The 12,973-nt window shown below is 63.1% G+C and carries 10 protein-coding genes; 3 read left to right on the top strand and 7 right to left on the bottom strand.

Annotated elements, in window-relative coordinates:
- From KGR00_RS16795 to KGR00_RS16770, 6 genes are all read right to left on the bottom strand, one after another.
- Positions 1-1,286: retention module-containing protein (locus tag KGR00_RS16795; protein WP_224424454.1), on the bottom strand; the 1,286-nt coding region annotated here is incomplete at its 3' end.
- Positions 1,287-1,456: 170 nt separating this feature from the next.
- Positions 1,457-2,038 carry a response regulator transcription factor gene (locus tag KGR00_RS16790; RefSeq protein WP_224419739.1) on the bottom strand — a complete coding sequence of 194 codons (582 nt, stop codon included), beginning with the start codon at positions 2,036-2,038 and terminating at the stop codon, positions 1,457-1,459.
- A gap of 35 nt (positions 2,039-2,073) precedes the next feature.
- Entirely contained in the window at positions 2,074-3,453 is a 1,380-nt protein-coding gene (locus tag KGR00_RS16785) for an HlyD family type I secretion periplasmic adaptor subunit (protein WP_224419738.1), read from the bottom strand.
- 77 nt (positions 3,454-3,530) lie between these two features.
- On the bottom strand, positions 3,531-5,690 hold the full coding sequence (locus KGR00_RS16780; RefSeq protein ID WP_224419737.1) for a type I secretion system permease/ATPase: 2,160 nt from the start codon (positions 5,688-5,690) through the stop codon (positions 3,531-3,533).
- 240 nt (positions 5,691-5,930) lie between these two features.
- Complete coding sequence (locus KGR00_RS16775; RefSeq protein WP_224419736.1) at positions 5,931-7,409, bottom strand: TolC family outer membrane protein; 1,479 nt, start codon at positions 7,407-7,409, stop codon at positions 5,931-5,933.
- 226 nt (positions 7,410-7,635) lie between these two features.
- Positions 7,636-7,968, bottom strand: coding sequence for a tryptophan synthase subunit beta like protein (locus KGR00_RS16770; RefSeq protein WP_224419735.1), 333 nt, complete (start codon positions 7,966-7,968; stop codon positions 7,636-7,638).
- A 294-nt stretch (positions 7,969-8,262) separates the two neighbouring features.
- On the opposite strand from KGR00_RS16770, the gene KGR00_RS16765 reads away from it, so the two are divergent.
- Positions 8,263-8,544 (top strand): hypothetical protein, encoded by a 282-nt coding sequence (locus KGR00_RS16765; protein ID WP_129138640.1) that lies wholly within the window; start codon positions 8,263-8,265, stop codon positions 8,542-8,544.
- Between the two features lie 183 nt (positions 8,545-8,727).
- Here KGR00_RS16765 and KGR00_RS16760 read toward each other — a convergent pair whose 3' ends face one another.
- The gene (locus KGR00_RS16760) at positions 8,728-9,228 is read right to left on the bottom strand and encodes a pilin (RefSeq protein ID WP_275423183.1); all 501 of its coding nucleotides are present in this window, start codon (positions 9,226-9,228) and stop codon (positions 8,728-8,730) included.
- 446 nt (positions 9,229-9,674) lie between these two features.
- Here KGR00_RS16760 and pilB point away from each other — a divergent pair, with 446 nt between their 5' ends.
- Positions 9,675-11,489: a type IV-A pilus assembly ATPase PilB gene (pilB, locus tag KGR00_RS16750; RefSeq protein WP_224419734.1), complete on the top strand. Its 1,815-nt coding sequence runs from the start codon at positions 9,675-9,677 to the stop codon at positions 11,487-11,489.
- 115 nt (positions 11,490-11,604) lie between these two features.
- Positions 11,605-12,873, top strand: coding sequence for a type II secretion system F family protein (locus tag KGR00_RS16745; RefSeq protein ID WP_129138643.1), 1,269 nt, complete (start codon positions 11,605-11,607; stop codon positions 12,871-12,873).
- Positions 12,874-12,973: the final 100 nt, after the last annotated feature.

Raw genomic sequence — 12,973 nt, 5'->3', positions numbered from 1 at the left:
GCGGCCGGGGTGAAGGTGATGCTGCCGTCGGCGTTGAGTACGACTTCACCGTTCACGGCACCGCTCACGCTGGTGATCGTCAGGGTGTCGCCGTCGACGTCGCTGTCGTTGGCCAGCAGGGTCGCCGGGTCGATGGTCAGCGCGGTGTCTTCGGCGGTAGTCAGGGCATCGTCGACCGCCACCGGTGCATCGTTGACCGGGGTGACGGCGATCGTCGCCGTCGACGTGGCGGTACCCCCCTGACCGTCGCTGACGGTATAGGTGAAGCTCGCGTCGCCGTTGTAGTCGGCGGCCGGGGTGAAGGTGATGCTGCCGTCGGCGTTGAGTACGACTTCACCGTTCACGGCACCGCTCACGCTGGTGATCGTCAGGGTGTCGCCGTCGACGTCGCTGTCGTTGGCCAGCAGAGTCGCCGGGTCGATGGTCAGCGCGGTGTCTTCGGCGGTAGTCAGGGCGTCGTTCGCGGTATCGGGAGCGTCATTCACCGCCGTGACGGTCAGCGTCAGGTTGCCGGCGCTGTCCAGCAGACCATCGGACACCGTGTAACCGATAGGAGGGACTTGCCCATTCCAGTCGGCGTCGGGCGTGAATGTATAGCGACCGTCAGCCTCCAGAATCAGCGTACCCACACCATCCAGGACGGCGACATCGCCGGCTGAATAACTATCACCACCGACGGTGAACGAGACCACCGTCAAGGTATCGCCTTCGGGGTCGCTGTCGTTGTCGAGAACATTGCCTGACAGTACCGAATCTTCCAGCCCTTGCAGGACGTCATCGGTGACGGTGGGTGCCGCATTGACCTGCGCCTCGCCGGTGAAACGCGCCGCCTGGGCATCGTTCAAGGACGCCGCATCGTAGTTGAAAACCGGTGAGTCACTGTCGAGCGAAATACGCGCCAATTCCACGAAGCTGTGACCACCACCGCCGCCGCCGCCACTGCCCAGACCAGCAGCAGTCGCGTCGAGCGTATCGAGCAGATCACCTTCGCCCTCGTCGATGGCAGTCAGCAGCGTCTCGAGATCGTCGTCGAGGACGGAGGCTTCATCGTCGGGCACGGGCGCCTGGGCGTCGAGTTCCGCCGACATGGCGACCGCTTGCTCGGGCCCGATGACGACCGGCGCCGAGTCGGCGAGATCGAGCTGCACATGACCGTTATCGCCGGTAATGAGCTCCTCGCCCTCCATCAGCACATCCCCGGGCCGCAGCGAGCGCAAATTGCCATCGGCATCACGAGCCCAGACCTGGCCGGAGACGGAAAGAACGGTTGCGATTGGAGTACTCATGCGTCATCACCCTGCAAGCGAAAGAGGTCTCAACGCCACCTGCCGATCACGGAGGGACGCCCAGTGAGAGAGATGATAAGAAATCTGACCAGAGGGAGGTATTGGACCGAGGTACAGTAACTCAATGTAACAACCCGTCAGGTCAACGTGACGGGTTGTACCGGAGGCGTTCAGGGCATGCTGACTTGCTGGCCCGACAATGCCAGCACGAGTTGCATGCGGTCACGAACATGCAGCTTGCGAAACACGGCGCCCAGATGCGCCTTGACGGTCCTCTCGGTGATATCCAGCTGACGCGCCACCTCCTTGTTGCTCTTGCCGGCTGCCACGGCCAGGGCGACATCGCGCTCACGACTCGTCAAGCCATCGAGCACGACCTCGGGCACTCGTTTGCCATCATCACACAAGAGCCTGAAGGTGGCGCCGACCACCTGCTGCAACAGCTCCGGCCATACCCAGAGGCCTTGATTGGCGGTGACCAGTGCGACCTGCTGCAGCAAGGCCGGGGCAGACAGCGCATGGGCATAACCCCGCGCGCCGGCATCGAGTGCCTGAAAGGCTTGACTGACGTCCGGCCGATAGGCGAGCACCACCACGATGGCCTCGCGCCGTGCCAGCTTCAGCACCAGGCCGGCCCAGTCATCGAGATCGGCGAGAATCCAGACATGGTCTTCCGGGCCGGCCTGGGCGCTGACCTGGGCCGGCGTGCAGAGCACGGCGCCTGGAAAGGCTTCGGTCCACCGCGGAACCACGTTTTCACCCTGACATACGAAAAACTGTCTATTATTCATCGTTCGCTCAGCGCATTGCCCTTGGCTCGCAGGAGTGGCTTGAGCAAATAATCGAGTACCGTGCGCTTGCCGGTACGAATATCCACCTGCGCCGTCATTCCCGGAATGATGGTCAGGCCCGGTCCCAGCGTATTGTCCTGGGTACGCACCCTGACCAGATAGAACGTATTGCCGTCGTCATCGGTGATGGTGTCTGCACTGATGTGCTCGAGCGTCGCCTCCATGCCGCCATAGGTCGCGAAATCATAGGCCGTGAACTTGACGAAAGCCGGCTGGCCAGGTCTGAGAAACGCGATATCCTTGGGCGCGATCCTCGCTTCGACGAGAAGCTGCTCGTCATCAGGCACGATCTCGATGATGTCCTGGCCGGGCTGTACGACACCGCCAAGCGTGGTGACATGCAAACGCTGCACGACACCATCCACGGGCGAACGGATTTCGGCCATGCTCACCTTGTCCTGAAGGCCGACGTTACTCTGCTCAAGAGCGGCCAGTTGTCCCAGGGTTTCGGAAAGCTCATTGCTCCAGCGATTCTTCAGTTCCAGCGAAGACTCCCGCAACTTGCTCTCGGCCTCGCCGATGGCCGCCTTCAGCCGTGCCACCTGGGCCGTCGCCTGGCTGCGTTCCCCGCGCGCATTGGAGACATCCCGCTCCAGACGCAACACCTCGACCTCGGACACCGCACCGGAACTCAACAAGGGACGCGTCAACGACAGCTCCCTGCTGGCCAGGCTCAGGGCTCGGGAAGCCTGGTCCAGACGGGCCTGCGCCTCCTTGAGTTCCTCCTGGCGCTGGCTCAACTGCTCCTGAGCGATCTTGCGTGTTTCCTCCAGCGACTGGCGACTGCTCTCGAAGAGGGTTCGCTCGTGGGCGACCAGATCGGGCGCCTGTTCGGCCAATTCGGCCGATGGCTCGAAGGGGTGTTCGGCGATCAGCGCCTTGAGGCGAGCGGCCTTGGCCTGCAGTGCCAGCGACTTGGCGACCCCTTCCTGATAGGAAGAGACGAAGCGAGTCGGATCGATGCGCATCAACAACTGGCCTGCCTTGACGACGTCCCCCTCCTTGACCAGCAGCTTCTTGACGACACCGCCGTCGTAGGACTGCACGACCTTGAGTTGAGAGGAGGGAATCACCCGCCCCATGCCCTTGGTGACCTGGTCGATCTCGGCCACGGCCGCCCAGGCCAGCAGGGCCAGCAGAATGCACACCACTAGGTAGAGCAGCGCCCGCGCACGCATGGGATCCTGCTGCATGCGCGCCCAATCGGCATCGCTGGCCCAGTCCCGTTTGAGATGCGCGGAAGACACCCAGCGCGCGAAAAGCCGATCGATCAACGGACGAAACGGCTTGCCGCCGCTGCGGGTAATCCGACCCATTGCCTCGAAACCGGCCTGCTCCGCACTGCGACGGCGTGGAGACTCTGCCCCTCCCGGCGTGGTGGACGATGACTCGCTCACTGGCTCGCCCTCCCGACCTGGCCTTTACGCAGCGCTTCGACCACCTGATCCTTGGGCCCATCAGCGACGACCTTGCCACCGTCGATGACCACGATGCGGTCGACCAGCGACAGCAGTGACGTCCGGTGTGTGACGACGATCATCGTGCGGTATCGGGCGTGCGCTTCCAGGGCCCGTTTGAACGCATCTTCGCTGGTGTGATCCATGGAACTGGTGGGTTCGTCGAAAAGCAGGATTTGCGGATCGTTGACCAGAGCCCGGGCGATCGCCACGGCCTGACGCTGCCCGCCGGAAAGCAGTTCGCCACGCTCACCCACCTGGAGCTCCACGCCTTGCGGATGGGTATTGACCATTTCCTCGAGTCCGCTGAGCTTTATGGCTCGCAAAAGGGCCGCGTCGTCCACGCCATCGCTGCCCCCTGCCGCCACGATATTGTCACGCAACGACCCGTAGAAGAGCGCGATATCCTGGGGCACATAGCCGATGTGCCGACGCAGATCGACCGGATCGAACTGGCGAATATCCACGCCATCGACCATCACGGCACCCGCAGTGGGCTGATAAAGCCCCTGAATGAGCTTGTTGAGCGTCGACTTCCCGGATCCCACCCGGCCGAGTATCGCCACTTTCTCTCCGGGACGAATCTGCAGCGAGACATCACGCAGGACATCCCGCTCCTCGTTGGGATAGCGCAGCGAGACGCCGCGCAGTTCCAGCCGCCCCTCGATCTGGGGTCGAGCGACATAGTGACGCCCCTCGGGACGCTCCACCGGCGTCTTCATCACCTCGTTGAGCGACGCCAGTGCCGTCGAGGCGTTGTGATATTGCCCCATCAGCGCCGCCGCCTGACTCACCGGCCCCATGGCCCGCGATGACAGCAGATAGGCAGCGATCAGGCCACCCTGCGACAGATCGCCATCGATGATCAGATACACCCCCACGATGATGATCGAGACGGCCACGGTCTGTTGCGCCCATGTGGCCACACTGCCCACCGAGGTTCCCAGCAGGCGCATCTGTGCCGACGTGCGCGAGAGAAAGGCCGTGCCCTTTTCCCAGGCGCCCTGGATACGCCCTTCGGACCGTAAGGTCTTGACCGTTTCCAGGTTGCTCAGGCTTTCTATCAGGGTGGCGTTGCGCTGCGCGCCGACACGCCAGGTGGTTTCCGACAACTCGTGCATCCGGCTCTGGGCGGCCAGGGCGTAGAGCAGCACGACGACGATACCCACCACGATGGGAATCACCAGTGGCGGCGAAATGATGGCGATGATCGTGGCGAAGAGCAGCACGAACGGCAGGTCGACCAGACCAATGATGGTGGCCGAACCGATGAAGGCACGCACCGATTCGAAGGACTGCAGGGTCGAGGCGAACGACCCCGTCGAGGCCGGGCGCGCCTCCATCCGCATGCCGAGCACCCGCTGCAGCAGCGTCGACGACAACTTGACGTCGGCCCGGCTGGCGGCGAGGTCGACGAAGGCGTTACGCGTCAGTCGCAGTGCCAGATCGGCACACAGCACGAGAAAGATCCCGGCCGCCAGGGCCCAGAGTGTTTCGGTAGCCTGGTTGGGGACCACCCGATCATAGACGTTCATGACGAACATCGGCATGGCGATGGCGAACAGGTTGACCAGTACCGAACCGATCAAGACATCGCGGTAGAGCCTGCGATTCTCCAGCACCACGCCCCAGAACCAGTGGCGATTTTTCTGCCGCTTGACTTCCGGCGTTCGCGCGTCGAAACGGTGCTTCGGACGGACATAAATGGCACGCCCACTGTAGCGTGCCTGCAGCTCGTCCAGGGGGACCTCGACGGCGGCCTCGCCCAGCTCGGGATAGATCACTTGCGCTACACGCCGCTTCACGTCCAGCGACAGCAGCACGCAGGCCCGTGCCGACTCGAGCAGCAGAATCACCGGGAAAAGCTGCGGATTCAGGCGCACCAGTCGGCAGAGCGCCTGCCGCGAGGTCAACCCCGCACGCGCGGCAGCCCGCGCGAAGACACTCGGCGCCAGGCGGCCCTCATCCAGTGGCAACCCGGCCAGTGTCGCCTCCCGGGTGATTTCGTGATCATGGGCCCGGGCCACGATCTGCAAACACTCGAGCAGGTCATCACCCGTCGATTGGCCGCCTTCCCACTTGATATGGCTGGTCACACTCTCACCCGCGCATTCCTCGTTTTTCTTGACCCGGGCATGCCGCGACTATCACGCCGTCACGCGTCGACGGCCACGGGTTCCGGCATCCGCTTCGTGCCCCGTCAGACGCCGAACCAGACAACCGCCCAGGGCAAGGCCAACACACTATCCCTATCGGCGAAGACGGCAAAGTCTGGAGGTGACGCGGCGCCGCCTTCGAACTCATCGCAACGCCGGCCTCACCGCGCGCGGTCGGGATCACTCCCCGAGCGTGCCGACCGGCGTCAGACCCGCGGTCAGTTCCTCGAGGCTATAATGCGTCGGCGTCTGGGCCGGGCACAGGCTGTCGCCGTCGAGGGTTACGCCGTCGCTCCCCAGTTCGGCCAGCGTCGGTACGCCGCTGCGCGACACATTCAGGGCCGGCAGCAATTGCCCCATGGCGGCCAGGGTCCGGGCACGAGCCAGTTCCAGGTCATAGGCGGCATTGGTGTAGGCTCGGCTCGCTTCGAAATATTCGTTTTCCGAGTCGAGCACGTCGAGCAAGGTGCGCTCACCGATGTCGAACTGCTGCTGGTAGGCGCCGCGCACACGTCCTGTCGACAGCCGATGCTGGTTGAGATATTGCAGTTGTTCGGTGATCTGCCGCGTATCGTTGAAGGCAACGGAAGCCGTTTCACGAACGTTTCGGCATTCGTTGTCACGCTGATCCCGTGCCTGCTCCAGCAGGTCGTTGGCCTGCCGGTAAGACGCCAGATCCGAGCCGCCACGGTACAGGTTCATGCTGGCGACGACCTGAACGACCCCCTGGTCGTAACGCCCGGTGGCACCACTCTGGTTGTTGGTGCCGGCACTGGCACGGAAGTCGACCTGCGGGTGAAAACCCGACTTGGTCTTCGCCGCGGACGCCTTGGCCGCAGCGATATTCTCGATGGCGGCATGAAACCCGGGATTCCCCTCGTAGGCCTTCATCACCACCTGACGGATCGAGTCGGGAAACCCCTGGGTGAAATCGGGCGCCGCCGCCAGCTCGTCCGCCGGCAACTCGCCGACGAGATGCTGGAAGCGGGCACTCACGTCGTGAAGATTGGCGGCTTCCGTCATCAGGTTGGACTCGGCCAGCGCCAGACGCCCCGTGATCTGTTCCAGATCCACGCCGCGGCCCGCCCCGGACTGCGTACGCTGGTCGATCTGCCGATAGACCTCGAGATGCTTGGCATAATTGTCACGAGCCAGCCTGACCAGTTCACGATAGCGGCGCACATCCTGGTAGGCCTGAGCCACCTTCAGTGCCACATCGTTGCTGGTACTCATGAATTGGTAATAACTCACCAACTGGGCACGATCGAGACGCTCCACTTCATTGGCCGTCTCCAGACCATCCCAAAGCATCTGGGTCAGCGTGATCTCGGCGAAGTCGGCATTGTAACTGCCTCGCCCGTCGTCCTCACGATACTCACGACCGACACCGGCACTGACATCCAGGCTCGGCAAGTAGCCCCCCTGAGCGACATCGACTTCGTCCATGGCTGCCTGCAGCCCGTGCCAGCTGGCCTGCACGTCCGGGTTGTGGTGCATGGCACGTTGCACGGCATCCTGCAGCGTGGCACCGCCCGATGGCGCCTGTGCACTGGCCTGGGACGTCACCAGCACCAGAGCCGGGGCCAGGGTGACGGCATTGAACAAACCACGGGAGGCATGGCGAAAGAACGCCCGACGAGGCTGAAAGGAAGGCTGCATGTTTCGGTTTCCTGCTGGCCCCTGCCGGCGTGCGTCGTCCAGACGGGGCGGGTTGTTGTGAGCTCGAGCCATGACGTTCAGCGAGCTGACTCGAGCGGCCTGCATCTGGCGCCCTGCAAGGAGCACCGAGAATCCTCGAACCACCACCGGGTCGAGGCCCTGCCCGTCATGACGGTGCAGATGCTCATGCCCCGGAATTTCTTCGTTCCAAGCTCTGTTACGACACCTAGTGCGACGCTTCGAAGCCGCTCTCGATGGCCGCTTTCTCGATCTGGTGCTGATAGCGCACCAGTCGACGACCCGCCAATTTCTCGCGGGCCGCCATCGGCAAGTCCTCGAGACACAGCAACTCATCGTTCACAAGCACCTCGAGCAGGTCCTCGAGCACCCTGATGAACTCCCTGTCCCGTTGCTGCCACCGCTGGTCGTGAAGGGTCGTCCCGTCATCCAGGAAAGTGCCCCACTCCTGCGCATCCGCCGGCAGATACTCGGTGCAGTCCGGGGTCGCGTACCGGCTTGCCAGCTCGATCTCGCCATTGGCACTTCGCTTGATGTACATGAGCCTCTCCCTTCTCTACCGGGCCGCCTGGCCTAATGCCCAGACGATGCGGTGCCGACCTTGACGTCATGCCTCTTGGAGCCAGCACCTCCTCCAGCCCCGCGCTGCGTTACCAGGAGTGTAAACCAGACCTCACAATAAATTAACAAAAAATAACGACAAAGTAAGCAGGATCACCGACGGTCAGAGTACGCCGGCTCTCATACGCCCGGCGGAGCACCGCCAGCGCCTGACTCGGCACGGCGTGGCATGCTATCTTTGCCGGTAGACCAACCACTGGCAGGAGCGAGACCGATGGCCGGTTCGGAAATGCAAAAGATTCGCGTGATCAACGAGCTACGGGAATTCATCAAGAAGCTGCTGCAGGACCCGCAGATTCTCGAACAGTCGCTGACGGTCGCCCGGCGGCACCTGGGGGAAGGCAATAGCGATCGGGTGCTGGCGAGCATCGCCAACGAGATCAGCGACACCACCAGCGTGCATATCCCCGACGACCCGGCGGAGTTCTCCGAAGCCGATCGGCTATATCTGGAGTTATTGAAGGAAGTGGTGAGTGAGGAGCAGGCTTTATATTAGCGCACACACTAGGTTTTTACGAAAAGTCGGCATAGCAAGGCAAAAAGCAGAGTTTACGGGGCATAAACGAGCATCTTTAGCCAATTTTTAACACCATCATGTTGCCTAGCGCAGGCAGCTTTCTTAATAACCTAAGATAAATGGTCGGCAAGATGCCGACCATTGCTCCAAGAAACCTACAACTTATTTGCAACTAGCAGGTAAGTAATCCGCTGCCACTCCATTGGTAGAAGCCGACTGACACTGCCATGCCTTAATGGGTGTACTACCATCATAACCACTTGCAGTCATTGCAGTACTTGCAGTTGCATCGGAGTAGGGAACAAACTCGATTTTATCATTACTACCAAGCTGCCCTATCCCCCTAGCTTCCACAGTAATAACACCTGCAGCACTGGTTTGAATGGTAGCGACGTATTGTGAAACTGGGCCAGTAGCGTCTTCACAGCCAAAACCATTAGCAGTCGGCGTTGTACTAAGCCCTGTCATAGCAGCTTCACTAATAGTTGTCCGACAGTCTGAAGCAGCCATAATCACCTCAGACATTTTTGCCCTAGCAGTATAATCCTGATACTGCGGAATCGCGATCGCCGCCAAGATCCCGATAATCGCCACCACGATCATCAGTTCGATCAGCGTGAAACCGCCCTGTCGCCGGTTTGCCCAGCCCACCTGCTTTTTCATTCTCGGCTCCCTAGAAGCTCAGTGCGTACAGTGCCTGTTTACCAGATCCCTCACTACGATGCCATGACATGGGTGGTATCGCAGCGTGGATAGCGCCTGCTTCGCGCCAATACGATCCGCTCATGCGTTACCGTCCACGGTGCCACGCGACGCAACATTATTTTACACCAAGCGACCCGGCCGGGGAGTACCGTAAAGGCTGAAAAACGTGCCACTCTTGCGTCCAGATCACGGTATGGCGACCCTCATGTCGACCGACGAGCCAACTGCCTGCGTCAGGTCAAGACGCCATGATTGAAGATGCGCCAGGCTAGCACTGCAGGGCGCCGGGCGTTTCACTATAGTGATCGACAGGTCGCGGGAGGCATCGACGCGGGCCACGAGGGTGGCGTCGCGTTGCCCCGACGCAGGTGACCGATTCAACGAGAGGCAGCAAGCCCGACACCATGTCTTCCTACTCATCGCCAGATACCTCATCCCCGGCCGCGGGGCCACATACCGAGCACGCTGCCGGGGATCGTCATTCGCCGCTGGCCCGCGCCTCGACCCGGGTCGACGACGGACTGCGCGGGCTCTCGCGCCGACTGCTCGCCGAGGAGCTGGTCAGCGACGCGGCGATTCGTCGCGCCGAACAGGAAGCCCAGGCCAGCGAGACCTCGCTGCTCAAGCACGTCATCGACACCGGCCTGGTCACCGCCCGCGAGGCGACTCAGGCGGCGGCCCGCGAGTACGGCCTGCCGATCCTCGATCTCGATGCCCTGCGCCGGGATATCCTGCCGCCGGCGCGGGAGATGCCCGAAAAGGTCCTGCGCACGCATCACATCCTGCCGCTGATGCGCATCGAGCACCGCCTCACCGTCGCCGTGCCCTACCCCTCCACGCTGGCCGCCCTGGACGAGCTGCAGTTCGCCACCGGCCTCTCGGTGGAGGGCGTCCTGGCGCCGATCGACCAGCTCGAACCCGCGGTCGAGAGTTACCTGGCCCAGAGCGATGCCGACAGCATGCTCGAGGCCCTCGACGACGAGAGTCTGGACGGCCTGGAATACGGCGAACAGTCGCTCGAGGAAGATGCCGAGAGCGGCATCACCGCCTCCGGCGACGATGCGCCGGTGGTCAAGTACGTCAACAAGCTGCTGCTCGACGCCATCCGCCGTGGCGCCTCGGACATCCACTTCGAGCCCTACGAGACCAGCTACCGGGTGCGCTATCGCATCGACGGCGTGCTGCTCGAAGTGGCCCGGCCGCCCTTCAACATGCGCACCCGCATCGCCGCACGCCTCAAGGTGATGGCCAGGCTCGACATCTCCGAACGCCGCCTGCCCCAGGACGGCGCGATCAAGCTGCGGCTGTCCAAGAACCGCTCGATCGACTTTCGCGTCAACTCGCTGCCCACCGTCTACGGCGAGAAGATCGTCCTGCGTCTGCTCGACCCCGCCTCGGCCAAGCTGGGCATCGACGTGCTGGGCTTCAGCCCCAAGCAGAAGGCGATCTACGAGCGCATCCTGGCCCAGCCCCAGGGGATGATCCTGGTCACCGGCCCCACCGGCAGCGGCAAGACGGTGACGCTCTATACCGGCCTGAACCTGCTGAACACCGCCGAGCGCAACATCTCCACCGCCGAGGACCCGGTGGAGATCAAGCTGCCCGGCGTCAACCAGGTCAACGTGCAACCCAAGATCGGCCTCGACTTCGCCACCGCCCTGCGCGCCTTCCTGCGTCAGGACCCGGACGTGGTGATGGTCGGCGAGATCCGCGATCTGGAAACCGCCGAGATCGCCGTCAAGGCCTCGCAGACCGGCCACCTGGTACTCTCGACGCTGCACACCAATTCCGCCGCCGAGACGCTGACGCGCCTGCGCAACATGGGTGTGGCACCGTTCAACATCGCCAGTTCCGTGTCGCTGATCATCGCCCAGCGCCTGGCCCGAAAGCTGTGTCCGAACTGTCGCCAGCCCGCCGACATCCCCCGCGAGGCGCTGCTCGAGGAGGGCTTCAGCGACGCCCAGCTGCGCGATGCGACGATCTATCAGCCGGTGGGCTGCAAGCAGTGTACCCTGGGCTACCATGGGCGGGTCGGGCTCTACGAAGTGGTCCCCGTCGACGAGGCGATCAGCCGCCTGATCCTGCAGGAGGCCAGCTCCCTGGACATCGCCGCCGAGGCCCATCGCCAGGGATACGCGGACCTGCGCCACAGCGGTCTGCAGAAGGTCCTGGAGGGCGTGACCAGCCTCGAGGAGATCAACCGGGTCACCAAGGACTGAGCGACGCGGCACGACAATACTCACTCCTCGCAAAGAGGGAGCGTAAAGCGGCCGCCGCGGCGGCCGATAACACCAAAAACGCAAGCCGCCTTCTGGATGGGCGCGGGGAATGATCATGGCTACCACATCGACGCAGGACATGCGCCATCACAAGGCGCGGGGCAAGTCCCGGTCGCGCGAGAAGACACAGCTCTATCGCTGGCGCTGGACGGGCAAGAACGGCAAGGGCGAGAACGTCGACGGCGAGATCGTCGCCGTGCAGCGTGGCGAGGTCGAACGCGAGCTGGCCAAGCAAGGCATCATCGTCAAGAGTATCCGCCGCAAGAGCAGCCTGTTCGGCGGTACCGGGCGCATCAAGCCACGCGACGTGATGCTCTTCTCGCGCCAGATGTCGACGATGATCCGCGCCGGGGTGCCGGTCCTCCAGGCCTTCAACGTGGTCACCGAGAGCCTCAAGAACCCGGCGATGCGCAACCTGGTGCAGAAGCTCGCCGACGATGTCGCCGCCGGGGCCAGCTTCTCCGATGCCCTGCGACAGCATCCACGCCACTTCGACCGGCTGTTCGCCAACATGATCGAGGCCGGCGAGCAATCCGGTTCCCTGGATCGCATGCTCGAGCGGGTGGCGCTCTACAAGGAGAAGGTCGAATCGCTCAAGGCACGGGTCCGCAAGGCGCTCTACTACCCCGCCGCGGTCATTGCGGTGGGCATCGGCGTGACCGCCCTGCTGCTGATCAAGGTGGTGCCGCAGTTCGAGAGCCTGTTCCAGGGCTTCGGCGCCGAGCTGCCGGCGATGACTCGCATGACCATCGCCTTCTCGGAATTCGCCCAGGCCTACTGGCTGCCCGGGTTACTGGCGCTGGTCGCGACGATCGTCGCCATTCAGCAGGGGGCCAGGCGCTCGCCGGGCTTCGCCTATCGGCTGCACAAGCTGGCCCTGCGCCTGCCGGTGATCGGCGACATTCTCGACAAGTCGGCCGTGGCTCGCTTCTCGCGAACCCTGGCCACCACCTTCGCCGCCGGCGTACCGCTGGTCGAATCGCTCGAGACCGCGTCCGGCTCCACCGGCAGCCGGGTCTACGAGCGCGCGGTGCTGCGCATCCGCGACGACGTGTCCAACGGCCAGCAACTGCATTTCGCGATGCGCTCCACGGGGCTGTTCCCCAGCCTGGCGGTCCAGATGGTCGGCATCGGCGAGGAAGCCGGCTCGATGGATACCATGCTCAACAAGGTCGCCGACTATTACGAGGAAGAGGTCGACAACAAGGTCGATGCCCTGACCTCGCTGCTCGAACCCTTCATCATCGTGGTGCTGGGGGTACTGGTCGGCGGGCTGGTGGTGTCGATGTATCTGCCGATCTTCGAGCTGGGCAACGCGATATAGGCAACGGTGCTACTGCGCTCGACGATACGGCGTTGACCTCCATTTCGGCACACTCATTTAGCGCTGCTAAACTCGCGCTGCCTCGATGAAGGTCGCCTTG

Source organism: Modicisalibacter sp. MOD 31.J, from assembly GCF_020147985.1.
Lineage (GTDB): Bacteria > Pseudomonadota > Gammaproteobacteria > Pseudomonadales > Halomonadaceae > Modicisalibacter > Modicisalibacter coralii.
The sequence above is the reverse complement of the archived record's forward strand: the minus strand, read 5'-3'. Positions and strand labels throughout refer to the sequence as shown.